Genomic DNA, 26,203 nt, shown 5'->3' with positions numbered 1-26,203 from the left:
GGAGGGCGCTGCCCTACAGTCCCCTCCCGTGGCAGCCGCGGTGCGAGGTCGGCGATGAGCGGTCCGGTGGCGGGGGAGCGGAGCGGCTCCGGCCGCCCCCTCGGTGCGGTGACCGCCGCGCTGGAGGCCCGTTACGACCCGGCGCTCGCCGAGCCGTGGGACGCCGTCGGGCTGGTGTGCGGCGACCCCGCGGAGGTGGTCCGTTCGGTGCTCTTCGCCGTCGACCCGACCTCCGCCGTGGTGGACGAGGCGATCGAGCTGGGCGCCGCCCTGGTGGTCACCCACCACCCGCTGCTGCTCACCCCGGTGCACGGCGTGCCCGCCGACGACCCCAAGGGCCGCCTGGTGCACCGGCTGGTCCGCGCCGGCATCGGGCTGTTCGTCGCGCACACCAACGCCGACCGGGCCGCCGGCCACGGGGTCAACGACGCGCTGGCCGCGGCCGTGGGGCTGGTCGACGCGGTGCCGTTGGAGCCGGTGGCCACCCCCGGGGCCGGGCTCGGCCGGGTCGGGGTGCTCCGGGAGGCGACCAGCCTGCAGCGGTTCGCCGAGCAGGTGGCCGCTGCGCTGCCGTCCACACCCGGGGGCGTGCGGGTCGTCGGTGACCCTGGGCGGTCCGTGCGCACCGTCGCCGTCTGCGGCGGCAGCGGCAGCTCCCTGCTGGCCGCGGCCGCCGACGCCGGCGCCGACGTGTTCCTGACCAGCGACGTCAAGCACCACCCGGCGGTCGACGCGGCCGAGGTCCCGGGACCGGCCCTCTGCGACGTGGCGCACTACGCGTCGGAGTGGCCGTGGCTGCCGGTCGCCGCCGACCTGCTGCACCGTGACCTGGGCGGGCAGGTGCAGGCCACCGTGTCCGGCCGGCGCACCGACCCGTGGACGTTCCGCGTCGACGGCCCTCCCCACCGCTGACCGCACCGGGCCCGGGCCGCTGCCGAGCGGGCCGGGCCGGGTGGTCCGGCGACCCCCGCGGCGCGGGTAGGTTGAGCCCGTGCAGGCTGACCACTTCGACCAGCAGAAGCTGCTGGCTCTCGCTGCGGAGGACGTCGCCCTCGCGCAACTCGCCCACCGCAAGCGCACCCTTCCCGAGCTCGCCGCCGTCGAGGCCGCCCAGGAGGCGCAGCGGGCCCTCATGGACGACGTCGTCCGGGCCGAGACCGAGGTGCGGGACCTCGACCGCGAGCAGAAGCGGCTGGAGGGCGACGTCGACACCGTCCGGCAGCGGGCCGCCCGCGACCAGTCGCGGATCGACTCCGGCGGCGCCACCCCCAAGGAGATCACCGGCCTGCAGCACGAGCTCGAGTCGCTGAACCGCCGGCAGGCCGACCTGGAGGACCAGGTGCTCGAGCTGATGGAGCGCCGCGAGGCCGCCGACGCCGCCCTCGCCACGGCGCAGGGCGGACTGGCCGGGGCACAGGCCGAGCAGGAGCAGGCCGAACAGCGGCGGGACGCCGCCCTCGCCGACATCGCCGAGGCCACCGGCCAGCACGAGGCCAAGCGCGACGAGATCGCGGGCACCATCCCGGCCGACCTGCTCAAGGTCTACGACCGGGTCGCCACGCAGACCGGCAGCACCGGCGCCGCCGAGCTGAAGGCCCGTCGCTGCCAGGGCTGCCGGATCGAGTTCTACGGGACCGAGCTGGCCTCCTACCGCAACGCCGACCCGCACACCGTGCTGCGCTGCGAGAACTGCAACCGGGTCCTGGTGCGCACCGCCGAGTCCGGGCTGTGAGCCGCCGACTCATCATCGAGGCCGACGGCGGGTCACGGGGCAACCCCGGGCCGGCCGGGTACGGCGCGCTGGTGAAGGACGCCGAGACCGGCCGGCTGCTCGCCGAGCGGGCCGAGTCCGTCGGCCGGGCCACCAACAACGTCGCCGAGTACGGCGGTCTCGTAGCCGGGCTGCAGGCCGCCCTCGACCTCGACCCCAGCTCGAGCGTCGAGGTGCGGATGGACTCCAAGCTCGTCGTGGAGCAGATGTCCGGCCGCTGGCAGATCAAGCACCCGGACATGAAGAAGCTCGCCGTGCAGGCCCGGGACATCGCCCGGCAGCTCGGCTCGGTCCGCTACACCTGGATCCCGCGGGCGCAGAACGGCGCCGCCGACGCGCTGGCCAACAGCGCGATGGACGGCAAGCCGGTGCGCCGCGACCTGGCCACCGAACCGGTGGTGGTCGAGGACGACACCCAGCCGACCACGGAGCCCGCCCCCGTCGTCGTGACCGTGACCCACCTGCTGCGGCACGGGCGCACCGAGCACACCCCGGAGCGTCGGTTCAGTGGCAGCAGCGACCTGCCGCTGTCCGAGCTCGGGCGCGCGGACGCCGAGGCCGCGGCCCGGCACCTGGCCGGGCGGGGCATCGACGTGATCGTCAGCTCCCCGCTGCAGCGCACCCGGCAGACCGCCGAGGCGGCCGCGCAGGTGCTCGGCGTCCCGGTCGAGGTCGACACGGACCTGCGGGAGCTGGACTTCGGCGCCTGGGAGGGGCTGACCGCGGCGGAGGCCCAGGCGAAGAGCCCGCTGGCGTTCCGGCGCTGGTCGGGCGCGGTCGACGTCCGCCCGCCCGGCGGGGAGTCGGTGGCCGACGTCGCCACCCGGGTGGGCCGGGCCCGCAACCGCATCCTGGACCGGCACGCCGGGGAGACCGTGCTGCTGGTCAGCCACATGATGCCGATCAAGCTGCTGCTCGCCGCCGGGCTCGGCGTGGGCGAGGACGTCGTGCACCGGGTGTTCCTGGAGGCGGCATCGCTGTCGACGGTCACCTGGTCCTCCGACGGCCGCACCTCGGTGCGGCTGGTGAACGACACCTCCCACCTCGGCTGACCGCCCGGGGAAGCCGTGGGCGTCCCCGGCTGTTGGACCTTGGAGTACCGAAGCCCGGCCTGCTGAGGAGTTCTGTGACCGCGACCGTCGCCGCTGATGACCGCACCATGTCCGCCGCCGAGTACGAGACGTGGGCGGCCGAGATCCGCCGGCTGGCCGACGAGCGCGGGGCCGTCGTCCTGGCGCACAACTACCAGGTGCCCGAGATCCAGGACGTCGCCCACTTCACCGGCGACTCGCTGTACCTCTCCCGGGTGGCCGCCGAGACCGACGCCCGCGAGATCGTCTTCTGCGGCGTCCACTTCATGGCCGAGACGGCGAAGATCCTGTCGCCGGACAAGACGGTGCTGCTGCCCGACCACGCCGCCGGCTGCTCACTGGCCGACAGCATCACCGCCGAGCAGCTGCGCGAGTGGAAGGCCGATCACCCCGGCGCCGTCGTGGTCAGCTACGTCAACACCACGGCCGCGGTGAAGGCCGAGACCGACATCTGCTGCACGTCGTCCAACGCCGCCGACGTCGTGCGCTCGATCCCGGCCGACCAGGAGATCCTCTTCTGCCCGGACCAGTTCCTCGGCGCCCACGTCAAGCGGGTCACCGGCCGGGAGAACATCTCCATCTGGGCGGGGGAGTGCCACGTGCACGCCGGCATCAGCCCGGCCGACGTCCGGTCGCAGATCGCCGCCCACCCCGACGCGGAGATCCTGGTGCACCCCGAGTGCGGGTGCACGACCTCGGTGCTGGACCTGGTCAGCCACGGCGACCTGCCGGCCGACCGCACCCGGGTGCTGTCGACCGGGGGCATGGCCGACGCTGCGGCCGCGACCACGGCGGGCCAGGTGCTGGTGGCCACGGAGATCGGCATCCTGCACCAGCTGCGCGCGCTGAACTCGAACACCGAGTTCATCCCGATGAACGCCAAGGCCGCCTGCCGCTACATGAAGATGATCACCCCGGCCAAGCTGCTGCACACGCTGCGCACCGGCGAGGGCGCGATCGACGTCGACCCGGACACCGCCGCCCGCGCCCGCCGCGCGGTCGAGGCGATGATCGCGATCGGCGAGCCCGGCCGCGGCGGCGAGTAGCAGAAGGACCCCCGTGCCCCCTACCCCTCGCAAGCTCGCGGCGGGACCCTGCACGGGGGCCGGGCTCAGCCGCGGAGGAACAGGTAGATCGACACCCCGACGCCGAAGGCCACGATGAGCACGCGCAGCGGGGTGGTCGGGATGCGGGTCGCCACCCTCGCCCCGAGGTACCCGCCGAGCAGGGCGGCCGGCGCGCAGACGGCGACGTAGGCCCACTCCACCGGGCCCCAGATGCCGAAGACCACGACGGTGACCGACGCGGTGACCAGCGAGATCGCGCTCTTCATCGCGTTGGCCAGCTTGAGCCGGCCCAGGCCCAGCCCCAGGACGCCGACCAGGATCACGCCCAGCGCACCGCCGAAGTAGCCGCCGTAGACGGTGGCCAGGAACAGCGCCACGTACAGCCACGCCGGGTCGGCGTGGGCGACGCCCTCCTCCTGCTTCTTGAGCCGCTTGGTGATCATCGTCTGGAAGGCCAGCAGGATGCTGGCGAGGAACACCAGCAGCGGGACGACGGTGTCGAAGGCCTCGGTCGGCGTCGTCAGCAGCAGCACCGATCCCACCGTGCCGCCCAGCACCGCGACCACCGAGAACCGGATCATCCGGGCCCGCTGGCCGCCGTACTCCTTGCGGAAGCCGAGCACGCCGCCGATGTAGCCGGGCCACTGGGCCACCGAGTTGGTGACGTTGGCCGCGACCGTCCCCAGCCCCAGGCCGACCAGCACGGGGAAGAGGATCAGCGACCCGCCGCCGGCGATCGAGTTGATGCCGCCGGCCAGGAGGGCGACCCCTGCGGCGATGAGGAGGTCGACAGGGGACACGGCCGCGGAGCCTACTGTCCGGCCCATGAGGGACGACGTGCGCGCACTGGGCATGGCGGCGGGGATGACCGCGAGCGGGGTCTTCCACCTGGTCCGCCCGCAGGCCTACGACTGGATGATCCCGCCGGAGCTGGGCGCGCCGCGTCCGTGGGTGCTCGGCAGCGGGGTGGTCGAGCTGGTCACCGCCGGGTTGCTGGCCGTGCCGGCCACGCGGCGGGCCGGTGGCTGGGCGGCGGTGGGGCTGCTGGTCGGTGTCCTGCCCGCACACGCGCAGACGCTGCGCGCGTTCCGGCGCCAGCCGGGGAAGCTGGCCGTCGCGGTGGGGCGGATCCCCTTCCAGGTCCCGATGCTCACCGCCGCGCTGAAGGTCGCCCGCGGCCGCCGCTGAGCAACGCCGGGATGGCCTCGTGGCCCCGACCCGAGCTGGGGGCCCCGTCAGCGGCCGCGGACCGGCGGCGGCTCGGGGTCGGTGAGCCGCGGCCCGTCCATCAGGCTGCCGGCCTGCTTGACCCGGCGCAGCACCGTGGAGGTCTCCAGGGTGCGCACCGGCAGCGCGCCGACCCGGTCGGTGAGGAACCGGTAGAGGTGGGCGGTGTCCCGGCAGGTCACCGACACCATCAGGTTCGCCGGGCCGGTGACGACCGCGGTGAAGCCGGTCTCCGGTGCCCGGGCCAGGGACTCGCCGACGTGCGCGAGGTCCTTCGGGGCGACCCCGAGCCACAGCAGCGCGCTGACCGGGTGGCCGAGCAGTTCGGTGGCGATCTCCAGGTCGAAGTAGAGGGCGCCGGCCGACCGCAGGGCCTCCACCCGCCGGGCCACCCGGCTCTCCGACCAGCCGGTGACCCCGGCGAGCTCGGCGTAGCTGAGCCGGCCGTCCGTGGCCAGCGCGGCCAACAGCAGCTCGTCCTCCGGGTCGAGGGCGACGGGGGTCGGGGTGGTCCGGGCCGAGTCGGAGCCGAGCGCGGCGATCTGCTCCTCGCTGAGCGGGTCGTCGAAGTCCGTCCACTCGTAGGCGCCGCCGACGTAGGAGTGCAGCACCGAGAACGCGGCCAGGTCGATGACCTGGACGGTGCGGGGCAGCCGGTCCAGCAGCAGGGCGTCGCGCTGGCGGGTCGTGCGGGGCCGGGTGGAGCAGGTGATCTCGGCGCCGCCGGCGGTCAGGCTCACCCACGAGACGTCGGGACGGCGGGCCAGGGCGTCGGCGACGGCGCCCGCGGCGGCCGGCTGCACCCGCATCCGGATGTGCCAGCTGGGCTCGCTGGCCTCGGGGGTGGTCAGCCCGAGCACCCGCACCACGCCATCGGCCCGCAGCCGCCGCCACCGGCGGGCCACGGTCTGCTCGGAGACGCCCAGGACGGCGCTGATGCGACTGAACGGCGCCCGGCCGTCGACCTGCATGGCGTGCACGATCTGGCGGTCCACGGCGTCGAGCACGGTCGCCATCCTGCACCACGGACCTGTGGATGGAGGATCCCGTCACCGGCGGGCTCCTGGCGTGGGTCCCGTCGGTGGACCGTTGCACAGTGGGAGCATGCGCAAGTGGCTGCCGCTGGTCGCGATCTGCACCGGCACGTTCATGCTCCTCATCGACGTCACGATCGTGAACGTCGCCCTGCCCGACATGGCCACCGACCTGGACACCAGCTTCGGCCAGCTGCAGTGGGTGGTCGACGTCTACGCGCTCGCGTTGGCCGCCCTGGTGCTGGGCGCCGGGTCGCTCGCCGACCTGTACGGCCGGCGCCGGGTCTACCTGGTCGGCCTGGTGCTCTTCGCCGTGGCGTCGCTGGCCTGCGGGCTCGCCCCCAGCGCTGAGCTGCTGATCGGGGCGCGGGCGGTGCAGGGCATCGGGGCGGCGGCCATGCTGGCCACCACCATCGCGCTGATCAACACCAGCTACGAGGGGCGCGACCGCGGGACCGCCTTCGGCATCTGGGGGGCCGTGGTCGGGGCGGCCGCGGCCCTGGGCCCGATCCTGGGCGGCGCGCTCACCGAGCTGGACTGGCGGTGGATCTTCTTCGTCAACCTGCCGATCAGCGTGTTCGGTGTCGTGCTGACCCTCGTCGCGGTACAGGAGACGCGCCAGCCGAACGCCCCGCGGCCCGACGTCCCCGGCATCGTGCTGTTCACCCTCGGCGCCTCGGGGATCGTCTTCGGTCTGGTGCGCGCCGCCGCCGACGGGTGGAGCGCCCCGGTCGCCTGGGGCCCGCTGGCCGCCGGCGTCGTCGTGCTGGCCGCCTGGGTGCGCGTCGAGCGCGGTCGCCCGGCGCCGATGCTCGACGTCCGGCTGTTCGGCAACCGCTCCTTCACCGGGATCATGCTCGGCGCGCTGCTGCTGAACGCCGCGGCGTTCAGCGGCAGCCTCTACATCTCGCTGTGGCTGCAGTCGGTGCTCGGGCTCTCGCCGTTGCAGGCCGGGCTGGTGTTCATCCCGCTCTCGGCGTTCAGCTTCGTCGTGGCCGCCTTCTCCGGTCGCTGGCTCCAGACGCTGCCCCCGCGGTTCGTGGTCGGTGGCGGGCTGGTCGTCATCGGCGTCGCCGCGCTGCTGATGGCGTTCGTGCAGGCCGACTCCTCGTGGCGGGTCCTGGTCCCGGGGCTGGCCGTGCTGGGCATCGGGGTCGGGGTGGCCAACCCGACGCTGGCGTCCTCGGCGCTGGCCGCGGTGCCGCGCGAGCGCAGCGGGATGGCCTCCGGTGCGGTGAACACCGCACGGCAGCTCGGTTTCGCCCTCGGCGTGGCGGTGCTCGGCAGCGTCTTCACCGCGCAGGCGGCCGGCGTGCTGCGGGAGGCCGGTGCAGCCGACCCCGCGGACACCGCCTCGGCGCTGACCGCCGGCCAGGCCGGTCAGCTCGTCGACGCTGCGCCCGCCGCGGACCGGGCCGGGCTCGCCGACCTGCTGGGCAGCGCCTACGCCAGCGGGCTGCGGGAGGTCTTCCTGGTCAGTGGCGGCGCCGGCATCGTGGGCGGGCTGTTGGTGCTGTGGCTGGTGCGCGCCCCGGCCCCGAGCCAGGGCGGGCCACGGCCGGCGGAGTCGGAGACCGCCCCGGCGCGTTGAGCGGGCAGACTCCGGGCATGGCCACCGCTCCCGCCCCGTTCCCCGACGACTGGCAGCGTGCCCTCGTCGTCGCCGCCCACCCCGACGACATCGAGTACGGCCCGGCGGCGGCGGTCGCGGTGTGGACGGCGGCGGGCAAGGAGGTGCACTACCTGCTGGCCACCCGCGGGGAGGCGGGCATCGCCGGGTTGTCCCCGGCCGAGGCCGGCCCGCTGCGCGAGGAGGAGGAGCGCCGGTCGGCCGCCGTCGTCGGCGTCTCGGAGGTGGAGTTCCTCGACCACTCCGACGGCGTGCTCGTCGCCGACCTGCAGCTGCGCCAGGACCTCGCCGGGGCGCTGCGCAGGCACCGGCCCGACCTGGTCGTGGTCATGCACGGTGGGGACACCTGGACCCCGCCGGAGGTCACCCCCGGCGCGCTGAACTCCGCCGACCACCGGGCGCTGACCCGGTCGCTGCTGGACGCCGTCGCCGACGCGGGCAACGAGTGGATCTTCCCCGACCTGACCGAGACGCCGTGGTCGGGCGTGCAGTACATCGCCGTGCACGCGGTCGGGTACCCGCCGCCGCACGTGGTCGACGTCAGCGCCGGCGTCGAGACCGCCGTCGCCTCCCTCGTCGAGCACCGCCGCTACCTGGAGGCGCTGTCCGACGACCCGGTCGAGGAGCAGGCCCGCCGCCAGGTCGACATGGCGACCCTGACCGAGGACGGCGGCCGGCAGGTCGGCTTCCGCCTCTACTGGGGCTGAACCGCCGGGGTAGGCTGCCGGCACGACGGACGAGTCGGCTGGGCGGTCGCGTCGGTGGGGGAGACCCTGCCGCCGAGGAACGTCCGGGCTCCACAGGGCAGGGTGGTCGCCAACAGCGACCCGGGGTGACCCGCGGGACAGTGCCACAGAGAACAGACCGCCAGTGCGTGCACTGGTAAGGGTGAAACGGCGGTGTAAGAGACCACCGCACACCGGGTGACCGGTGTGGCTCGGTAAACCCCACCCGGAGCAAGGTCGAAAAGGGACGGCGGTCCGCCGCCGTCCTGCGCAGGCGTTCGAGGGCTGCCCGCCCGAGCCTGCGGGTGGACCGCTCGAGCCTGTCGGCAACGGCAGGCCTAGATGGATGGCCGCTCATCGGGACGCCGTGAGGCGCCCGGGGACAGAACCCGGCGTACAGGTCGACTCGTCCGTCGCCTCACCGCTCGGCGGTACCGCCGACCTCGGCGACGATCGCCCGGAACGTGGTGGTGTCGACCTCGTCGTCCACGGTGACCCGCACGATGTCGGTGATCTGCTGGCTGGACGCCGTCCGGCAGGCGCTCACCCGGGCCGCGGCGATCAACTTCAGCTGCTGGAGGCGGGCGGTGGGCTGGGGGACCGGGGGAAGTCGGTTCGGGCGCATGGACGGACGGTAGGCAGACCGTCCAGCCGATCCCGGCAGGTTGCGGCACCGTGTCGTCTCGCGGCAGTCCCGGGCGTCCCACCGGCCCGCACGACCACCACCAGCACCACGCCGACGGCGTCAGCCGAGCAGCTCGAGGATGCTCTGCGGCGTCTGGTTGGCCTCTGCCAGCATCGCCGTCCCGGCTTGGCTGAGCACCTGGTTGCGGGCGAACACGGTCATCTCCGCGGCTACCCGAAGGGCGTCCTCAGGCCTGGACGACGGTGGGCAGCTCGCCCCGCACGGCCAGCCAGCGCTCCAGCTCGGCGGCCGGCAGCGGCGGCGAGTGGAGGTACCCCTGGCTCTCGTCACAGTCCAGTGCGCGCAGGTGCAGCAGCGTCGCCGGGTCCTCGACGCCCTCGGCCACCACCCGCAGCCCCAGCTGGTGGGCCAGCCGGACCGTGCTGGCCACGATGGCGGCGGCCCGGGTGTCGGTGAGCAGGTCGGCGGTGAAGGAGCGGTCCAGCTTGAGCTCGCCCACCGGGAGCTGGTGCAGGTAGGTGAGAGAGGCGTACCCGGTGCCGAAGTCGTCGATGCTCACCGTGGTGCCCAGGTCGGCGAGCGCACCCACCACCGCCAGGCTGCGGTCGGGGTCGCTCAGCAGCACCGTCTCGGTCACCTCGAGCACCAGCCTCGACGGCGGCAGGTCGTGCATCGCGAGCAGGTCGGCCACCCGCTGCGGGAGCCCGGTGTCGAGCAGGTTGCTCGCGGACAGGTTCACCGAGACCCGCAGGTCCCGGCCCTGCCGTCGCCAGAGGGCGGCCTGCGCCACCGCCTGGCTGAGCACCTCGTCGGTGATCGCGCCCATCAGCCCGTGCACCTCCGCCAGCGGGAGGAACTCCGCCGGCCCCAGCAGACCCCGCACCGGGTGCGCCCAGCGCAGCAGTGCCTCCACCCCGATGGTGCGCCGGGCGGCGATGTCGACCTGCGGCTGGTGGTACAGCACGAGCTCCCCGGCGACCAGCGCCTGGCGCAGCTCCTCCACCATGGCGAGTCGCCCGCTGCTGTCGACGTGTCGGACCGGGTCGTAGAGGACGACGGTCGCGCCCGAACGCTTGGCGTCGTACATCGCAGCGTCGGCCTGCCGGAGCAACGACGCCCGGGTCGCGCTCCCGGTGCCCCGGGTGAGACTGCCTGCGTCCCGGTGGGTGACCCCGATGCTGGCCCCCACGTGCAGGGTCAACCCGCCGACCTCGAAGGGCTCAGCGAACTGGGCGTCCATGTCGGTGCCGAGCCGGACGGCCCGGTCGGCGGGAGAACGGTGGCCGTCGGCCCGCACCACGACGGCGAACTCGTCGCCACCCAGCCGGCCGAGCAGCTCACCGGCGCCCAGGGCCGTCCGCAGCCGCTCGGCCACGAGCCGGAGCAGGTCGTCGCCGGCCGAGTGGCCGAGGCCGTCGTTGACCTCCTTGAACTTGTCCAGGTCCACCAGGGCGAGCACCACCGGCTCGCCGTTGCCGCACAGCTCCTCCACCCGGCGGAGCACCGCCCGGCGGTTCGCCAGCCCGGTCAGCTCGTCGGTGAGCGCCTCGCGGCGGCTCACCGCCAGCTGGGCCAGCTCGCGGACGTTCACCAGCAGCCGGATGCTGGCCCCGGTGGCGGCCGCCGCCGCACACCAGGTGGCGACGGCGGACGAGTCGCTGACCGCACCGGTCACCAGGATCGCGGTGGAGGCGGCGATCACGACGAACGCCCCGACGGTGGAGGCGGCCGGGTCGGTCGGCTGCGGATCCGAGGGGGCCGGTCGCAGGACCGCCGCCAGGACCAGGCACAGCAGGCCGACCACGGGAGCCAGGGCGGGCCAGGCGGTGCTCGAGCTCCCGGCGGTCGTCATGGCCACCCCGGACAACGGCGCGATGAACGCGGCCAGGACCAGCCAGGTCCGGGGATCGCGGCCCATCGCCCCGAGGAAGACCATCGACAGCGCGGTCCCCGCGAGCACGAACAGCGCGGCGTCCTGGGCCAGCAGCGACTGCAGCTGCCACCACGGCAGGGTGCTCAGCCGGCTGCCGGTTCGGTCCAGGACGACGTCCAGCAGCGCGACCACCGCCAGCACCGCCGCCGAGCCGTTGAGCACGTCGTTCGGGTCGGCCAGGCTGGTGCTGTACCGGTTCCAGCGGACCAGTCCCGCATAGGCGACGGGGAAGGCCGCGACGGGCGCCCACGCCGCGGGGAGAGCAGCGACGGCGGCCGGGGACCCGAGCAGGCCGAGCACCCCGGAGGTGATGACCCCCAGGGCCGTGAGCAGGGTCGCCAGCGCCAGCCGGGTCCACAGCTCGCGTTCGTGCCGGACCCGATGGGCACGCCAGACCACGGCCGCACAGACGCCGACGTGCAGCGCGACCGAGCCGACCAGAGCTGGTCCTGCGCTCGCCAGGGACGGTGCGCCGGGGGAGACCATGCCGACGGCCGTCACGGGGCTGGCGGTGGCCACGACGGCCAGGGCCCAGCGCGGGGCTCCCGGCAGGAGCCACGGACGCGGACCGGCGGGCATGTACGGGTGATCGGGTCCGGAGGCCGTGCGGTGAAGCCCTCCGGTGGGAGTTCACCCGTTGGAGCACGGTCCGCAGGACGGGTGCGCCACCATGGGCGCCGTGGACGGGTTCGTGCACGGGGCCGCGATCGCAGTCGGCGGCGTGCTGCTCAGCTGGGTGCTGCTCATCGTGCTGGCCCGCACGCTCCCGCCGGGCACGGCCCGCGAGCTCGCCCGGTTCCTCCCCGCGTGTGCCACCGCTCTCCGGCGACTCCGCAGTCACCCCGCGGTGCCTCGCCGGGCGAAGGTGGCGCTGGTGCTGGCCGGGCTGTGGGTGCTCTCCCCGATCGACCTGATCCCGGAGTTCCTGCCGGTGATCGGTCCGCTGGACGACGTCGTGGTGGTGGCGCTGGCCTTGCGCTATGCCGCCCGCCGCGTGCCCCGGCACGTGCTGCTGGAGGCCTGGCCTGGTGACCGCCGCATCATCGAGCGGCTGCTGGGTCCGGCCGCTGCGGCGGACCCGGCCTGATCCCGGGTCGGGCGCTCCTGCGGTCAGGGGAGCGCCCGACCCCTCGGGTCAGCGGGGCTGGGCGGGGTTCGTCGGGACGCCCTGGGACGGCGGGTTGACCGGCGGCCCGGTGGTCGCCTCGGACACCGGTGACCCAGCGGACGGCGCCGGGGCCTGCTCGGGCTGGACGGCGCCCGGGTCGCCCCCGGAGGGCTGGTCGCCGGACTGCAGCTCGCTGAGCCGGTGGTTCATCGCGGAGACGACCTGCACGCGGTTGGCGTGCGACTTCTCGTAGGCCAGCACGGTCTGCAGGCCGTCGGCGTCCAGGGTGCGGATGCGGGAGGTGAGGCTCCCCACGGGCAGGTGGTCGTAGTCGGGCAACGGGAGGCTGTCGCGCTCGGACATCCCGGCTCCTTCCTGTTGTGCTTCTGGGCCCTCCTGCAGGTTCCCGCCGCGAGCTGGCGAGTGGTGGGGGCAGGAGGGTCCTTCTGCTACCCGGGCGGCGTGGGCTGACACACCGCGTGTGAGACGGCGGGAGCGGTGGGTAGGCCGCGACTACGAACGCATCGGGGTCGAGAGCAGGCCCCGTCGCACACGTCGACCACACGAAGGAGCCCCCGTCCCATGGACGTGACCTTCCTGGAACAGGTGTTCAGCGCGCCCGGCCCGTACGCCACGGTCTGCGCCGATGTCACCCACACCACCGAGAACGCCGACGCCGAGGTCGAACTGCGAGTCCGCGCGGTCTGCGAGGAACTGGCCGCCGACGGCGCACCCGAGGGGGTGGTCGAGTCGGTGCGCAGCCAGCTCCTGCAGGCCAACGACGGTGGTGAGATCGCCACCCTGCGCGGCCGCGCCCTGATCGTGGCCGCCGACGGCTCCGTGGTGCTGGACGAGGCGCTGGCCGACGTCCCGCGCGACCCGGTCGCCCACTGGTCGCCCCACCCGGACCTGCTGCCGGTGCTGCGCCAGCTCGCCGGCCGGGTGCCACACGTCGTCGTGGTCGCCGACCGCGTCGGTGCCGACGTCTCCGTGGCCACCGTCCCCGGTCGCCCCACCGACGAGGACACCATCGAGGGCGACACCTTCCACATACGCAAGGTGAAGGTGGGCGGCTGGGCGCACAACACCTACATGCACACCGCGGAGAACCAGTGGGAGGAGAACGCCGGCCAGGTGGCCGACCACCTCCACCAGCTGGTCACCCGGACCGGCGCCCGCTTCGTGCTCGTCGCCGGCGACGTCCGGGCGCGTCAGCTGCTCGCCGACAAGGCCAGCAAGGAGGTCGGCGACGTGCTGGTCTCGATGGAGGAGGGTGGCCGCGCCGCCGGGGCCGACCGTGCGCCGGTCCAGCTCCGAGCGCTGGAGCTCGTCGCCGAGCACGAGGCCCACGGGCAGGCGCAGGCGGTCGAGCAGGTCCAGGCGGCGTCGGCCCACGGGCTGGCCGTCACCGGCACCGCACAGGTCGTCGAGGCCCTGCGGAAGGCCCAGGTCGAGACCCTGGTCATCGCCGACCAGGTCGACGACGAGCAGCTGCTGGTCGGCACCGACCCGTTGCAGATCGGCGTGGACGACGCGGACATGACCGCCCTCGGGGTCTCCGGCGCCGAGCGCATCCCGGCCGACCAGGCGCTGCTGCGTGCCGCCGTCGCCAGCGACGCGGCGGTCGTCGTCGTCCCGCGGACGGCGATGCCCGAGGGCGTCCCGGTGGCCGCCGTCCTCCGCTACACCGACGCCTCCACCCCCAGCTGACCCCAGGGTCACCCGCATCCCCGGCCGCACCGCGGCCGATCGAACACCAGGAGGACCCCATGACCGATCCCCACCAGCCCGGCACCGCCCCCGGCACCGACCCGGCCGACCTCGAGCAGCGGGCCGCGATCGCCGAGGCGCTCGGCAAGGAGGTCTGGCCGGCCGACAAGGACGCGCTCGTGGCCAAGGCCCGGGAGTCGCAGGCCCCCGACCGGGTGCTCGCTTCGCTGAACCGGCTGCCGGCCGGCACCGAGTTCACCAACGTCCAGGAGGTCGCTGAGGCCCTCGGGATCCACACCGAGCAACAGCGCTTCTGATCGGCAGGCATCGGCTCGGGGGACGTGGGTAGGGCAGCACCATGCCCTCCATGAAGGACCCGTCCCCCGAGGCGATCGCCAACGTCACCGAGCACAACGTCGAGACCCGGGCGCAGTTGCTGCCCGAGGAGCAGGCCGTCGAGGGCGACACCGACCCCACCAACGAGGGCCTGGACCCCAAGGTGCAGGCCGCGGTCATCCTCGCCGAGTCGGAGGAGCGCACCGTGCACGCCGACCCCGACGACGCACAGGGCGGGCACCGGCAGTCCGCCGAGACCGCCGACCTGCCCTAGGCGGGGGGCCGCTCAGCCCGCGGAACGGGGCGGGGCGGTGCTCTCCCGGACGACGAGCCGGGTCGACAGCTCGAGCCGCGGGGTCTCCAGGTGCTCGCCCCGCACCAACCGCAGGACGGTGCGGGCGGCGAGCGCCCCCATCTCCGACAGCGGCTGGTGCACGGTGGTCAGCGGCGGTGAGGACCACTGCGCCACGGGCAGGTCGTCGAAGCCGATCACGCTGACGTCCTCGGGCACCCGCAGCCCCGCGCGACGGACCGCCTCGAACACCCCGAAGGCCATCTGGTCGTTCGCCGCCACGATGGCGGTGGGGGGCTCGGGCAGCTGCAGCAGCTCGGTGGCCGCCCGGAAACCGGCCTCGTGGCTGAAGTCGCCGACGAGGAGCAGGGCGGGATCGACGGTGAGACCGGCCGCCTCGAGCGCGGCGCGGTGACCGTCCTGGCGCGCCCGGCTGCACAGCAGGGTGGGCGTGCCGGCCACGACGCCGATCCGGCGGTGGCCCAGGCCGATCAGGTGCTCGGTGGCGGTGAGCCCACCGGCCCAGTTGGTCGCACCGATCGTCGGCACGTCCAGTTCCGGGACCCCGGCCGGGTCGATCACCACGGCCGGCACGTGCAGCCGGCGCAGCTCCGCGTGCAGCGACGGGTCGACGTCGCTGGTCACCAGGATCGCGCCGTCGCTGTTGCGCCCGGCGAGGTTGTCCAGCCACGAGCGGGTGTCGCTGGCCCGCCGGTGGATCGCGGTGACGACCGTGCCCACCCCCTCGGCGTGGGCGGCGTCCTCGACGCCACGGATGATCTCGACCGCCCAGGGGCTGTCGAGGTCGTTGAAGACCAGGTCGATCAGCCGGGCGGCGGTGGTGGGCCGGCTCCCGCGGCGTCGGTAACCGTGGTCGCGCAGCAGTCGCTCGACCCGCTCCCGGGTGTGCGGGGCGACGTCCGAACGGCCGTTGAGGACGCGGGAGACCGTGGGCACGGACACCCCCGCCTCGGCCGCGATGGCCGCGATGGTGACCGTGCGCGTCTCGGTGTCGGACACGGACCCCTCCTCCTCGTCGAAGGGCTCACCCTACGGCGCCCCGGTGCGCCCGCCGGGCCCGACCGGCTGACGACGGGACACGCCGAGGACCTGTTGTCACGACGCCCGGTCGTTCGTAACGTGCCGCGCAGCAGTTCCGGAAGTTCCCGGTATGGCAATGACGCCGACGAGAGGTTGCGCCATGCGCTCCCAGCAGTCCCTGTCCCGAACGTTCGTCCGGTGCGCGGTGGGGGTGGGCATGCTGCCCGTCCTCCTCGGCGCCACCCTCGCCCCGGCAGCAGCCGGGGAGCGTGGTCGAGCCCCCGACCACGCGGTGGAGCAACGGGTCCACAAGGCCCTGGACCGGCTCGGCCTGCGCGACGTGGCGCCGCCGGACCTGGAGATCGGCACCGCCGTCGCCGGGGGCGGGCACCACCTCGAGCAGGACTACCCCGACCCGTTCACCTACGACGAGGAGTACCGCGAGGCGCTGGCGCGCGAGTTCAGCTCGCTGTCGCCGGAGAACCAGATGAAGTGGGAGTTCATCCACCCCGAGCAGGGCCAGTACAACTTCGGCCCCATGGACGCGATCGTCGAGTTCGCCGAGCGTCACGGGCAGGTCGTGCGCGGCCACACCCTGCTGTGGCACAGCCAGAACCCGGCGTGGCTGCAGGAGGGTGACTTCACCCCCGAGGAGCTGCGCGCGATCCTCAAGGACCACATCCAGACCGTGGTCGGCCGGTACGCGGGCAAGATCCAGCAGTGGGACGTCGCCAACGAGATCTTCACCGACGGCGAGGACCCGACCTTCCGGCCGGAGAACATCTGGATCAGCGAGCTCGGCCCGGGCATCATCGCCGACGCCTTCCGCTGGGCGCACGAGGCCGACCCGACGGCGGAGCTGTTCCTCAACGACTACGCCGTCGACGACATCGGGCCCAAGAGCGACGCCTACTACGCCCTGTCCCAGGAGCTCCTCGCCGAGGGCGTGCCGCTGCACGGGTTCGCCACCCAGGCGCACCTGAGCTTCGAGTACCCGTTCCCGGCGACCCTGGAGCAGAACCTGCAGCGCTTCGACGACCTCGGGCTGGAGACGGCGATCACCGAGCTCGACGTCCGCATGCCGCTCGGGGAGGACGGCCGACCCACGAAGGAGCAGCTGAGCCAGCAGGCGGACTGGTACCGCTGGGCGCTGGAAGCCTGTGTCGGCGTCGAGGGCTGCAACTCCTTCACCATCTGGGGCTTCAACGACAAGTACTCCTGGGTGCCGGTCTTCTTCGAGGGCACCGGCGCGGCCAACGTGATGTTCGAGGACTACACGCGCAAGCCCGCCTACTGGGCGCTGGCCGTGACCCTCGCCAAGGCCCGCTGGCTGGGCGTGCGGTGACCGACGGGATCGCCTGACCCCGGTGGGGAGCCCGGTGACTGGCCGGGCTCCCCACCGGGTAGCCGTCCGAGGTCGACCGTCCCGACGACCGAGGAGAACGGCCATGCCGAAGACCACGAAGAGCGGCGACGCGAAGCAGGACGAGATCCCCAGCACCCTGCAGCGCTCGGACGAGAAGGCGCAGCGGACCTTCGCCAAGGCGCACGACTCCGCCGCCGACTCCTACGGCGACGAGCAGCGGGCGAACCAGGTCGCCTGGAGCGCGGTGAAGCACACGCACGAGAAGGTGGGCGACCACTGGGAGCCCAAGGACCACAAGGGGCCGAGTGACCCCCAGGCCGAGGGCGGCCGGGACACCGACCGGGAGACCAAGGGCGGCGTGGACGCGAACGCCTCCAAGTCCCACCTCTACGACGTCGCCAAGGAGCTGGACGTGGAGGGCCGGTCGACGATGGACAAGGACGAGCTGGTCGACGCGATCCAGAAGGCGAACGACCGGAAGACCGCCGAGGGGAAGTGACCCAGCGACACTGACCGGGTGCACCGGGAGGAGATCAGGGCCCGCTACGAGCGGGCCAGCCAGTGGCCGCTGGTCGTGGTGGCCGTGCTGTTCGTCGTGGCCTACGCCTGGCGAGTGCTGCAACCCGGCTTCCCGGGCTGGGTGCAGACGGTCCTGCTGGTGGTGACCGTCGGGGTGTGGCCGGTGTTCCTGGCCGACTACGGCATCCGGCTGGTGCTGGCCGAGCACCGGTGGCGGTTCGTCCGGCAGAACTGGCTGGACGGCCTGGCGGTGCTCCTGCCGCTGCTGCGCCCACTGCGGATCATCAGCCTCGTCCGCGTCGCCCGGGTGCTCGACCGCTCGCTCACCGTCTCGCTGCACGGACGGGTCGCCTACTACGTCACCTCGATCTCCGCCCTCGTCGTCTTCATGGCCTCCCTGGCCGTCTACGACGCCGAGCGGGACGCCCCCGACGCCGTCATCACCGACTACGGGGACGCCGTCTGGTGGGGGCTGACGACGATCACCACCGTCGGCTACGGCGACGAGTACCCGGTCACCGGTGAGGGGCGGCTGGTGGCGGCCCTGCTGATGGTCGGCGGCATCGCTCTGCTCGGTGTGGTCACCGCCGCGGTCGCCTCCTGGTTCGTCGGCCGGGTCGCCGACGCCGCCCACGCCCAGGACGAGGCGGACGACGCCGTGTTGCGTGCGCAGCTGGCCGACCTGACCGAGGAGGTCCGCCGGCTGCGCAGCGACCTCGCCGGGCAGCCCCTCGGTGAGCTCAGGCCGACGGGATCAGGATCAGCTCGGTCTGCCGCTGGTCCAGGTACTCCACGCCCGCAGCCGTGAGCGCGATGCCCTGCTCCAGGGCCATCCGCACCAGCTGACCGCCCCACTCCGCGACCGGAACCCGCACACACAGCTCCAGCGCGTAGACGGTGTCCGGGTGCACCGGCGCCGAACCCGCGCCGGGGACGCCGTCCTGCTGGTCCCACATCCCGATGGCCGGGCCGGCGCCGTGACCGTGCACCCCGACCGGGTGGGAGTAGACGTCGCCGTCGATGCCGGCCGCGGCCGCGGCGGCGCGGGCGGCGGCGAGCACCTCGTCGCCGGTCCGGCCCGGCTGCAGTGCGGCGGTCGTCAGGTCCTGCATCCGGTTGCCGACGCCCAGCGCAGCGACCAGCCCGGCCGGGGCGGCGCCCTCCCCGGGGCGCAGCACGTAGGCGTTGCGCTGGGTGTCGGTCATCAGGCCCAGGCTGGAGAGCCCGACGTCGCAGTGCACCAGGTCACCGGGCTCGATGACCGCGTCGTAGCGGACGCCGGGCAGCACGGTGCCGCGCTCGTCGGCGAGCGGGCTGCCGGCCCGCTGCAGCCCCACGGTGGGCTGGAACCAGGCGTCCACCCCGAGGTCGGCGAAGCGCTGGCGGATCCACCAGGCGACGTCGAGCGCCGTCGTCTCGCCCACGGTGATGACGGCCGGTGAGAACGCCTCGTCGATGACCTCGTGGGCCAGCCGGTTCAGGGCGTGCAGCGCGGCGATCTCCTCGGGCAGCCGGGTCTCCAGCCAGCCCACCGCGAGCTGCTCGGCCGAGACCAGCTTCTCCGCGTGCGGGCCCAGCGCCTGCACCAGGAGGTCGTGCTCGGTGTGGGCCAGGCCGTCGGCGTGGGCGAAGGTGGCCGAGACGTCCACGCCGATCGTGCGCGGCGCTGCCTGGTCCACGAAGCGGCGGACGGCGGTCCACTGCGACTCCTCCGCCGTCAGCCCCGGTTGCTCGTCGGCGTCCCAGGAGCTGAGGAACTGACCGACCGGGTACCGGGAGACCGCCGCGGCCGTGACGCCGTCGTCGCTGCGGTGGAACAGCAGGATCGTGCGCCGCCGGGCCGACAGCCAGGTCGCCGGCAGCAGGGTCGGGAGCACCGGGTCCTCGTTGTACTCGCGGCCGACGACCACCCACAGGTCGATCTCCGCGCGGTCCATCAGCCCGGGCAGCACGTCGAGCAGCCGCTGGGTCAGCCAGCGGTCCCGGACGTCGGCCTGCTCGCGCAGCGACAGCGGCACGGTGCGGGTGGGGTCCGGGACGCCCCGGTCTGCGGTCGCGATCATGCTGGCAGGAAAGCAGACCGCCGCCCGGGCCGCCCGGGGACGCTGGGGCGCCGCTGGAGCTCAGGCCATCCCGCCGCCGCCCGGAGCACGCCGTGCGCCACCGGCGACCGGGGGGCGGTGGACGGGCAGGCTGCCGGCCACGACCACCCGGTCCCGGCCGCCCTGCTTGGCCAGGTACATGGCCGCGTCGGCGCGGTCGACCAGCCGCCACAGCGCGTCGGTGGGGTTCTCGCCGTCGACCGGGCCGGCCAGCGCGACCCCGATCGAGGCGGTCACCCCTCGCTGCCGTCCGCACTCGCTGTCCACGACGGCCAACCGGAGCCGCTGCGCCAGCCGCCAGGCCACGTCGGGGTCGGACACCAGCCCGAGCACGACGAGCTCCTCCCCGCCGGTGCGCGCCAACACGTCGGCCGGGCGCACGCTGGCGGCCAGGGCGCCGGACACCTCGCGGAGGACGGCGTCGCCGACCGCGTGGCCGTAGGTGTCGTTCAGCCGCTTGAAGTGGTCCAGGTCCAGGACCAGGGCCGCCACCCGCTGGCCGTCGCGCCGGGCCTGCCGCCAGATGCGTGGCGCCTGGTCGACCAGGGACCGCCGGTTCGCCAGGCCGGTCAGCGGGTCGGTGGAGGACAGCGCCTGGGTCGCCGTCAGCAGGCGCTGCACCCGCCGGCGCAGCACGAAGACGCCGAAGGTGGCGGCGTTGAGCAGCCCGGCGCTGGCCGTCACGGCGACGACGAGGCCGGCGGTGCCCGGGTAGCTGTCGGCCAGGGCGAGCCAGCAGGCCACGACGACGGCGACCATGTGCACCGCGAGCGCGCGGATGCCGAGGAACCAGGCGGCGACGAGGCAGGTGAACAGCAGCATCAGGGGAGGGGCGTAGCGCAGCGGGTCGCCGGTCGCCCACGCGAACACCACGTAGACCAGGTCCCCGAACAGCACGAGGGCGACGGTCGCGGCCTCACCGGCGCGCCGGTGCACCCCGAGGGCAGCGGCGAGCAGGAGGCAGGCGCCCAGCGTGACGGCGTAGACCGGACGGCTGGCGCCCTCGCGAACCGCTCCGTCGATGAAGAGGTTGATCGAGCCCAGGACCGCGCTCACCGCGAGCAGCACCGCCAGCGCCCCGGCGACCAGGGCGCTCTCCGGCCCCCGGCCGGGACGCAGGGGGTCGAGCGCCGCACGGGTCGACTCCCCGTCGCGCCGTGTGCTGGGCGTGTGGGCCCCCGTCATGGGCAGGAGCATGCCGCAGGTGGCGGCTCAGCAGAACGGGATGGGGCGTGTCATTTCCGGAACCGGTTCTGTTGCTGGGTACAACGACTGACCGACGGCGAGGACGACCAGCGGATGCGAGGCTGGACATGACGAGCCGGACACCACGAGAGGAGCCGACGATGGCGCAGGGACCGTGGTTCTACTGCCTGAAGCACCACGCCGTCGAGACGCGGGACGGCTGTGCCGAGCGGCACCGCCTGGGCCCGTACGACGACCGCGCGGAGGCCGAGGCCGCCCTGGAGAAGGTCGCCGAGCGGAACGAGGCGGCCGACGCCGCCGACCGCGCCTGGGAGGAGGGCCGGGGCTGAGCCGACCCGCGCGGCCGTCCGCGGCCGCGCGGGGCATGATCGTCGGCAGGGGGCGTCCGGAAGGGCGCCCGGAGGATCAGGAGGAGCCGTGACGGACGGACGCGCGATGGAGGACCTCGTCGTCGGCGTGCTCGGTGGCACCGGGCCGCAGGGGCGGGGTCTGGCGGTGCGGCTGGCCGCGGCCGGGCAGCGGGTGCTGCTGGGTTCCCGGGACGCCGCACGCGCCGAGGAGGTCGCCGGCGAGGTGGCCACCCGGGCCGGTGCGGCCGCCGGTGGCGTCGGGGTGTCGGTCCGGGGTGGCTCCAACGCCGACGTCGCGGGGGCCGCGGACCTGGTCATCGTCGCGGTGCCGTACGCCGGGCACGCCGACACCCTCGCCGAGCTGGCGACCCCGCTGGCCGGCAAGGTCGTCGTCGACTGCGTCGTCCCCATGGGCTGGGACGAGCTCGGCGCCTACGTGCTGGACGTGGCGGAGGGCAGCGTGTGCCAGCAGGCCGCCGCCCTGCTGCCGGACAGCTCCGTCGTCGGCGCCTTCCACCACCTCTCGGCCGTGACGTTGGAGGACCTCTCCCAGCCGACGCTCGAGGGTGACGTGATGGTGGTCGGTGACGTCCGGGAGGCCACCGACCTGGTGCAGGCCCTCGCCGGCCGGCTGCCGGGGATGCGCGGGGTCTACGCCGGCCGGCTGCGCAACGCCCGCCAGGTCGAGGCGCTGACGATCAACCTGGTGTCGGTCAACCGCCGCTACAAGGCCCACGCCGGCGTCCGCATCACCGACGTCTGAGGTCGCGCCCCCGGTGGGGGGCGTGATGTGCAGCGAGGGCGTGTTCCCGGCCGGGAACACGCCCTCGCTGCACCACCACTACTCGAAGGAGTGCTCGGGGGCCGGGAAGGTGCCGTCGCGGACCTCGGTGGCGTACTCCTGGGCGGCTCGGAGCAGCTCGCTGCGCAGGTCGGCGTACTTCTTCACGAACTTCGGCACCCGCCCCGAGGTCATCCCGGCCATGTCCGGCCAGACGAGCACCTGGGCGTCGCAGTCCGGCCCGGCACCGATCCCGATCGTCGGGATGGTCAGCTCCTTGGTGACCTGCCCGGCGACCTCGGCCGGCACCATCTCCATGACGACGGCGAAAGCGCCGGCGTCCTGCACGGCGTGCGCGTCGGCCAGCAGCTGCTCGGCCCCCGCACCTCGGCCCTGCACCCGGAAACCGCCCAGGGCGTGCTCGCTCTGCGGGGTGAAGCCGATGTGCGCCATCACCGGGATGCCGGCCTCGGTGAGCAGCCGGATCTGCGGCGCCACCCGGACACCGCCCTCCAGCTTGACCGCCTGCGCCCCGCCCTCCTTCATCATCCGCACCGCGGTGTCGAAGGCCTGCTGCGGGCCGGACTCGTAGCTGCCGAACGGCAGGTCGGCGACGATGAGCGAGCGCTTCGTGGAGCGGGTGACCGCCTTGGTCATCAGCAGCAGGTCCTCCACCGTCACCGGCACGGTCGAGGTGTGCCCGAGGACGACGTTGCCCGCGGAGTCACCGACCAGCAGCACCGGGATGCCGGCCTCCTCGAACACCGCGGCCGCGTAGGTGTCGTAGGCGGTGAGCATCGCCCACTTCTCGCCGCGCTCCTTGGCCTGCTGCAGGTGGTGGACGCGCACCCGGGCGGTGGCGGTGCCGCCGTAGAGGGGGGACTCGGTCATCGGGCCGCTCCTTCGCGGACGCTGGGCAGGCTCTCCCGCCAGCGGTTGGTGATCGGCAGCCGGCGGTCCCGGCCGAACGCCTTGAGCGAGATCTTGGTGCCCGGCGCGGACTGGCGGCGCTTGAACTCCGCCAGGTCGACCAGCCGCAGCACCCGGGCCACCACCTCGGGGTCGTGGCCGCGCTCGAGCAGCTGGGCCAGCCCCAGGTCACGGTCGACGTAGTCGGCGATGACGGCGTCCAGCTCCTCGTAGGAGGGGAGCGAGTCGCTGTCCTGCTGTCCGGGGGCCAGCTCGGCCGACGGCGGCTTGTCGATGGAGTTCTGCGGGATCGGCTCCACCTGCCCGCGGTCCCGGGCGTGCGCGTTGCGCCACCGCGCGAGGTCCCAGACGAGGGTCTTGGGCACGTCCTTGATCGGGGCGAAGCCACCGGCGGCGTCGCCGTAGAGCGTGGAGTAGCCGACGGCGACCTCGCTCTTGTTGCTGGTGGCCAGCAGCAGGTGGCCGTGCTGGTTGGACAGCCCCATCAGCAGCGTGCCGCGCACCCGGGCCTGGACGTTCTCCGCGGCGACGCCGGACAGCTCCACCGCCCCCTCGAACGCCGTCACGACCGGGGCGATCGGGACGACGGAGTAGTGCATGCCCAGGCGCTCCGCCGAGTCCGCGGCGTCGGCCAGGGAGTGCTCGCTGGACCACCGCGAGGGCAGCCCGACGCCGACCACCCGGTCGGCGCCCAGGGCGTCGACGGCCAGCGCGGCCACCACCGCCGAGTCGATGCCGCCGGACATGCCGAGCACCACCGAGGGCATGCCGTTCTTGTCGATGAAGTCGCGCAGCCCCAGCACCAGGGCCCGCCAGACCTCCTCGCAGTCGCTCAGCGGCTCGGCCACCGTCCCCGGCTGCGCCGGGTAGGCGGCCACCGGCTGCTCGGACACCAGGTGCCGGGTGACCGTCATCGGGCCGATCCGGCCCTCCCGTCGCACCGGGACGGCCGCCGGGTCCACCGTCAGGTCGACGGTGAGCAGGTGCTCGACGAACTGCGGGGCGCGGGCGAGCAGCTCGCCCGCGGCGGAGACGGCCAGCGAGTCGCCGTCGAAGACCAGCTCGTCCTGACCGCCCACCTGGTTGCAGTAGACGATCGGGGCGTTCGCCTCCGCGGCGCGGCGCTGCACCAGCGGCAGCCGCAGGTCGTCCTTGGCGCGCTCGTAGGGGGAGGCGTTGGGGGAGACGACGAGGTCGACCCCGGCCTGCCCGGCCACCCCGCACGGGCCGCCCTCGACCCAGAGGTCCTCGCAGATCGTCAGCGCGACGTCGACGCCGTGCAGCCGCACGATCGGCAGCTCGGTGCCGGGCACGAAGTAGCGGGCCTCGTCGAAGACGCCGTAGTTGGGCAGGTGGCGCTTGTGGTACCGCGCCACGACCTCCCCGCCGTGCAGCAGTGCCGCGGCGTTGCGCGGGGCACCGCGGCGGGGGTTGGCGTCGCCGGGGGCGTCGTCCGCGTCGGTCGGCATCTCGTCCACCGGGGCGGGGCCGGCTCCCTCGGTGTGCGCCAGGTAGCCGACGACGACGGCGGTGCCGCCCAGGCCCTGCTCGGCCAGCGTGCCGGCCAGCTCGACCAGCGTCTGCTCGCTGGCCCGGGCGAAGGACTCCCGGAGCACCAGGTCCTCGGCCGGGTAGCCGGTCAGCGTCATCTCCGGGAACACCACGAGGTGGGCATCGCGGCCGGCGGCCCGCCGGGTCCACTCGACGACCAGCTCCGCGTTGCCCGCCAGGTCGCCGACCCGGGTGTCGACCTGGGCCAGGGCCACCCGCAACTGCCGCGCCGACTCCGCCGTCCGCTGCTGATCACTCACACCGGAGAGTGTGGTCGCCGCCCCGTCCGGTCGCCCAGGTGGGGACTCCCCGGGTGGCTGTGGTTCACGTCACGTGCGCGGCGGCGTGCGACCGGTCCGGGGCGCCTGTTCCGCCCGGCCCCTCCGAGGGGGCAGGCTGGGGACCACGTAACACCGTTGTCACGACGGGAGTGGAGCATGGCCAGCATGGACCGCCAGCAGGAGTTCGTCCTGCGCACCCTGGAGGAGCGCGACATCCGCTTCGTGCGGCTGTGGTTCACCGACGTCTCCGGCTATCTCAAGGCCGTCGCGGTGGCCCCGGCCGAGATCGAGGCCGCGTTCGCAGAGGGCATCGGCTTCGACGGCTCGGCGATCGAGGGCTTCGCCCGGGTCTACGAGTCCGACATGCTGGCCAAGCCGGACCCGGCCACGTTCCAGGTCATGCCGGGTTCGCGCGGGCAGGCCAGCGAGACCGCGCGGATGTTCTGCGACATCACGCTGCCCGACGGCTCGCCGGCCTGGGCCGACCCGCGGCACGTGCTGCGGCGGGCGCTGGGCAAGGCCGCCGACATGGGGTTCACCTTCTACACCCACCCCGAGATCGAGTTCTTCCTGCTCAAGGACCTCCCCAGCGACGGCACGCCCCCCGAGCCGGCCGACGTCGGCGGCTACTTCGACCTCTCCACGCACAACGTGGCCCACGACTTCCGCCGGGAGGCGGTCTTCGCGCTGGAGGCGATGGGCATCTCGGTGGAGTTCAGCCACCACGAGGTCGCCCCGGGCCAGCAGGAGATCGACCTGCGGTACGCCGACGCGCTGTCGATGGCCGACAACATCATGACGCTGCGGCACGTCGTCCGGGAGGTGGCGCTGGCCCAGGGCGTGCACGCGACCTTCATGCCCAAGCCCTTCACCGAGCTGGCCGGCTCGGCGATGCACACCCACCTGTCGCTGTTCGAGGGCGACCGCAACGCCTTCCACGACCCGGCCGACCCGATGCGGCTGTCGACCACCGGCAAGCAGTTCATCGCCGGGCTGCTCACCCACGCCCGGGAGATGACCGCGGTCACCAACCAGACGGTCAACTCCTACCGCCGGCTGCTGGCCGGCACCGAGGCGCCCACGGCGGCGACCTGGGGCCGGGCGAACCGGTCGGCGCTGGTGCGGCTGCCCTCCTACAAGCCGAACAAGGGCAACTCCGCCCGGGTCGAGGTCCGCTCGCCGGACTCGGCGTGCAACCCGTACCTCACCTTCGCGGTGCTGCTGGCCGCCGGCCTGCGCGGCATCGAGAAGGGCTACGAGCTGCCGCCCGAGGCCGAGGACGACGTCTGGTCGCTGACCGACACCGAGCGGCGGGCGGCCGGGTACGAGGACCTGCCGGTCTCCCTCGGCGAGGCGCTCACCGCGATGCAGGGCAGCGAGCTCGTCGCCGAGACCCTGGGGGAGCACGTCTTCGACTTCTTCCTGCGCAACAAGTGGGAGGAGTTCAACTCCTACCGGCAGAACGTCACCCCCTTCGAGCTCAAGCGCTACCTCCCCGGTCTCTGA

28 protein-coding genes and 1 other RNA gene are annotated in these 26,203 nt (G+C 73.9%); 18 read left to right on the top strand and 11 right to left on the bottom strand.

The window, feature by feature from the left end; translation table 11 throughout:
• Nucleotides 1-54: 54 nt before the first annotated feature.
• The 4 genes from O2W15_RS16805 (at nucleotide 55) to nadA (ending at nucleotide 3,908) form a co-directional block, all read left to right on the top strand.
• Nucleotides 55-912, top strand: a complete 858-nt coding sequence (locus O2W15_RS16805) for a Nif3-like dinuclear metal center hexameric protein (RefSeq protein ID WP_269180199.1) — start codon at nucleotides 55-57, stop codon at nucleotides 910-912.
• Nucleotides 913-991: 79 nt separating this feature from the next.
• Nucleotides 992-1,732 carry a zinc ribbon domain-containing protein gene (locus O2W15_RS16800; RefSeq protein WP_269180198.1) on the top strand — a complete coding sequence of 247 codons (741 nt, stop codon included), beginning with the start codon at nucleotides 992-994 and terminating at the stop codon, nucleotides 1,730-1,732.
• Nucleotides 1,729-2,823, top strand: coding sequence for a bifunctional RNase H/acid phosphatase (locus tag O2W15_RS16795; RefSeq protein ID WP_269180197.1), 1,095 nt, complete (start codon nucleotides 1,729-1,731; stop codon nucleotides 2,821-2,823). Before O2W15_RS16800 ends, O2W15_RS16795 begins: the two co-directional genes overlap by 4 nt.
• Before the next feature lie 74 nt (nucleotides 2,824-2,897).
• On the top strand, nucleotides 2,898-3,908 hold the full coding sequence (nadA, locus tag O2W15_RS16790) for a quinolinate synthase NadA (protein ID WP_269162063.1): 1,011 nt from the start codon (nucleotides 2,898-2,900) through the stop codon (nucleotides 3,906-3,908).
• 65 nt (nucleotides 3,909-3,973) lie between these two features.
• On the opposite strand, the gene O2W15_RS16785 is transcribed toward nadA, so the two are convergent.
• A complete protein-coding gene (locus tag O2W15_RS16785) occupies nucleotides 3,974-4,729 on the bottom strand; it encodes a sulfite exporter TauE/SafE family protein (protein ID WP_269180196.1) in 756 nt (251 codons plus the stop codon).
• Between the two features lie 25 nt (nucleotides 4,730-4,754).
• On the opposite strand from O2W15_RS16785, the gene O2W15_RS16780 reads away from it, so the two are divergent.
• Nucleotides 4,755-5,117 (top strand): DoxX family protein, encoded by a 363-nt coding sequence (locus O2W15_RS16780; RefSeq protein WP_269162065.1) that lies wholly within the window; start codon nucleotides 4,755-4,757, stop codon nucleotides 5,115-5,117.
• 47 nt (nucleotides 5,118-5,164) lie between these two features.
• Here O2W15_RS16780 and O2W15_RS16775 read toward each other — a convergent pair whose 3' ends face one another.
• Nucleotides 5,165-6,163 (bottom strand): Lrp/AsnC family transcriptional regulator, encoded by a 999-nt coding sequence (locus tag O2W15_RS16775; RefSeq protein WP_269162066.1) that lies wholly within the window; start codon nucleotides 6,161-6,163, stop codon nucleotides 5,165-5,167.
• 97 nt (nucleotides 6,164-6,260) lie between these two features.
• Between O2W15_RS16775 and O2W15_RS16770 the strand changes: the two genes are divergently transcribed.
• The 3 genes from O2W15_RS16770 to rnpB all read left to right on the top strand — a co-directional run bounded on the left by O2W15_RS16770 (nucleotide 6,261) and on the right by rnpB (nucleotide 8,958).
• A complete protein-coding gene (locus tag O2W15_RS16770) occupies nucleotides 6,261-7,781 on the top strand; it encodes an MFS transporter (protein WP_269162067.1) in 1,521 nt (506 codons plus the stop codon).
• 17 nt (nucleotides 7,782-7,798) lie between these two features.
• Nucleotides 7,799-8,527 (top strand): PIG-L deacetylase family protein, encoded by a 729-nt coding sequence (locus O2W15_RS16765; protein WP_269180195.1) that lies wholly within the window; start codon nucleotides 7,799-7,801, stop codon nucleotides 8,525-8,527.
• A 30-nt stretch (nucleotides 8,528-8,557) separates the two neighbouring features.
• An RNA gene (gene rnpB, locus O2W15_RS16760) (RNase P RNA component class A) lies at nucleotides 8,558-8,958 on the top strand.
• 5 nt (nucleotides 8,959-8,963) lie between these two features.
• Here the strand turns inward: rnpB and O2W15_RS16755 are convergent.
• The 3 genes from O2W15_RS16755 to O2W15_RS16745 form a co-directional block, all read right to left on the bottom strand.
• Nucleotides 8,964-9,170, bottom strand: a complete 207-nt coding sequence (locus tag O2W15_RS16755; protein WP_269162069.1) for a hypothetical protein — start codon at nucleotides 9,168-9,170, stop codon at nucleotides 8,964-8,966.
• 120 nt (nucleotides 9,171-9,290) lie between these two features.
• Nucleotides 9,291-9,392 (bottom strand): flagellin, encoded by a 102-nt coding sequence (locus O2W15_RS16750; protein ID WP_269180194.1) that lies wholly within the window; start codon nucleotides 9,390-9,392, stop codon nucleotides 9,291-9,293.
• Between the two features lie 25 nt (nucleotides 9,393-9,417).
• Complete coding sequence (locus O2W15_RS16745; protein WP_269180193.1) at nucleotides 9,418-11,625, bottom strand: putative bifunctional diguanylate cyclase/phosphodiesterase; 2,208 nt, start codon at nucleotides 11,623-11,625, stop codon at nucleotides 9,418-9,420.
• Nucleotides 11,626-11,803: 178 nt separating this feature from the next.
• Here O2W15_RS16745 and O2W15_RS24070 point away from each other — a divergent pair, with 178 nt between their 5' ends.
• Nucleotides 11,804-12,211: a YkvA family protein gene (locus O2W15_RS24070; RefSeq protein WP_442928865.1), complete on the top strand. Its 408-nt coding sequence runs from the start codon at nucleotides 11,804-11,806 to the stop codon at nucleotides 12,209-12,211.
• Nucleotides 12,212-12,259: 48 nt separating this feature from the next.
• On the opposite strand, the gene O2W15_RS16735 is transcribed toward O2W15_RS24070, so the two are convergent.
• The gene (locus O2W15_RS16735) at nucleotides 12,260-12,595 is read right to left on the bottom strand and encodes a hypothetical protein (protein ID WP_269162072.1); all 336 of its coding nucleotides are present in this window, start codon (nucleotides 12,593-12,595) and stop codon (nucleotides 12,260-12,262) included.
• Nucleotides 12,596-12,814: 219 nt separating this feature from the next.
• Between O2W15_RS16735 and O2W15_RS16730 the strand changes: the two genes are divergently transcribed.
• From O2W15_RS16730 to O2W15_RS16720, 3 genes are read left to right on the top strand one after another with little or no spacing between them, the layout of a single operon-like run.
• Nucleotides 12,815-13,942, top strand: a complete 1,128-nt coding sequence (locus O2W15_RS16730; protein WP_269180192.1) for a baeRF2 domain-containing protein — start codon at nucleotides 12,815-12,817, stop codon at nucleotides 13,940-13,942.
• 59 nt (nucleotides 13,943-14,001) lie between these two features.
• Entirely contained in the window at nucleotides 14,002-14,259 is a 258-nt protein-coding gene (locus O2W15_RS16725; RefSeq protein WP_269180191.1) for a DUF2795 domain-containing protein, read from the top strand.
• Nucleotides 14,260-14,309: 50 nt separating this feature from the next.
• Nucleotides 14,310-14,552 carry a hypothetical protein gene (locus O2W15_RS16720; protein WP_269162075.1) on the top strand — a complete coding sequence of 81 codons (243 nt, stop codon included), beginning with the start codon at nucleotides 14,310-14,312 and terminating at the stop codon, nucleotides 14,550-14,552.
• 12 nt (nucleotides 14,553-14,564) lie between these two features.
• Here the strand turns inward: O2W15_RS16720 and O2W15_RS16715 are convergent, their stop codons facing one another.
• Entirely contained in the window at nucleotides 14,565-15,590 is a 1,026-nt protein-coding gene (locus tag O2W15_RS16715) for a LacI family DNA-binding transcriptional regulator (RefSeq protein ID WP_269162076.1), read from the bottom strand.
• Nucleotides 15,591-15,771: 181 nt separating this feature from the next.
• Here O2W15_RS16715 and O2W15_RS16710 point away from each other — a divergent pair, with 181 nt between their 5' ends.
• The 3 genes from O2W15_RS16710 (at nucleotide 15,772) to O2W15_RS16700 (ending at nucleotide 18,304) form a co-directional block, all read left to right on the top strand.
• The gene (locus O2W15_RS16710) at nucleotides 15,772-16,956 is read left to right on the top strand and encodes an endo-1,4-beta-xylanase (RefSeq protein ID WP_269180190.1); all 1,185 of its coding nucleotides are present in this window, start codon (nucleotides 15,772-15,774) and stop codon (nucleotides 16,954-16,956) included.
• A 103-nt stretch (nucleotides 16,957-17,059) separates the two neighbouring features.
• Entirely contained in the window at nucleotides 17,060-17,476 is a 417-nt protein-coding gene (locus O2W15_RS16705; protein WP_269180189.1) for a ChaB family protein, read from the top strand.
• Nucleotides 17,477-17,494: 18 nt separating this feature from the next.
• On the top strand, nucleotides 17,495-18,304 hold the full coding sequence (locus O2W15_RS16700; protein WP_269180188.1) for a potassium channel family protein: 810 nt from the start codon (nucleotides 17,495-17,497) through the stop codon (nucleotides 18,302-18,304).
• Here the strand turns inward: O2W15_RS16700 and O2W15_RS16695 are convergent.
• Together O2W15_RS16695 and O2W15_RS16690 are read right to left on the bottom strand one after the other, a co-directional pair.
• Nucleotides 18,237-19,559, bottom strand: a complete 1,323-nt coding sequence (locus tag O2W15_RS16695; RefSeq protein ID WP_269162080.1) for a M24 family metallopeptidase — start codon at nucleotides 19,557-19,559, stop codon at nucleotides 18,237-18,239. The two genes, O2W15_RS16700 and O2W15_RS16695, sit on opposite strands and share 68 nt — an antisense overlap.
• Nucleotides 19,560-19,619: 60 nt before the next feature.
• Nucleotides 19,620-20,783, bottom strand: a complete 1,164-nt coding sequence (locus O2W15_RS16690; RefSeq protein ID WP_269180187.1) for a GGDEF domain-containing protein — start codon at nucleotides 20,781-20,783, stop codon at nucleotides 19,620-19,622.
• 161 nt (nucleotides 20,784-20,944) lie between these two features.
• Here O2W15_RS16690 and O2W15_RS16685 point away from each other — a divergent pair, with 161 nt between their 5' ends.
• Together O2W15_RS16685 and npdG are read left to right on the top strand one after the other, a co-directional pair.
• Nucleotides 20,945-21,133, top strand: coding sequence for a hypothetical protein (locus O2W15_RS16685; protein ID WP_036334802.1), 189 nt, complete (start codon nucleotides 20,945-20,947; stop codon nucleotides 21,131-21,133).
• Nucleotides 21,134-21,221: 88 nt separating this feature from the next.
• Complete coding sequence (gene npdG / locus O2W15_RS16680) at nucleotides 21,222-21,917, top strand: NADPH-dependent F420 reductase (RefSeq protein ID WP_269162082.1); 696 nt, start codon at nucleotides 21,222-21,224, stop codon at nucleotides 21,915-21,917.
• A gap of 78 nt (nucleotides 21,918-21,995) precedes the next feature.
• On the opposite strand, the gene panB is transcribed toward npdG, so the two are convergent.
• A complete protein-coding gene (gene panB, locus O2W15_RS16675; RefSeq protein WP_269180186.1) occupies nucleotides 21,996-22,826 on the bottom strand; it encodes a 3-methyl-2-oxobutanoate hydroxymethyltransferase in 831 nt (276 codons plus the stop codon).
• Entirely contained in the window at nucleotides 22,823-24,676 is a 1,854-nt protein-coding gene (locus O2W15_RS16670; RefSeq protein ID WP_269180185.1) for an NAD+ synthase, read from the bottom strand. Before O2W15_RS16670 ends, panB begins: the two co-directional genes overlap by 4 nt.
• A gap of 177 nt (nucleotides 24,677-24,853) precedes the next feature.
• On the opposite strand from O2W15_RS16670, the gene O2W15_RS16665 reads away from it, so the two are divergent.
• Entirely contained in the window at nucleotides 24,854-26,203 is a 1,350-nt protein-coding gene (locus O2W15_RS16665; RefSeq protein ID WP_231558041.1) for a glutamine synthetase family protein, read from the top strand.

This window comes from Modestobacter sp. VKM Ac-2979, assembly GCF_026967995.1.
In the GTDB taxonomy this organism is placed as follows: Bacteria; Actinomycetota; Actinomycetes; order Mycobacteriales; family Geodermatophilaceae; genus Modestobacter.
Note: the sequence above shows the minus strand (reverse complement) of the source record. Positions and strands in the feature narration are given on the sequence as shown.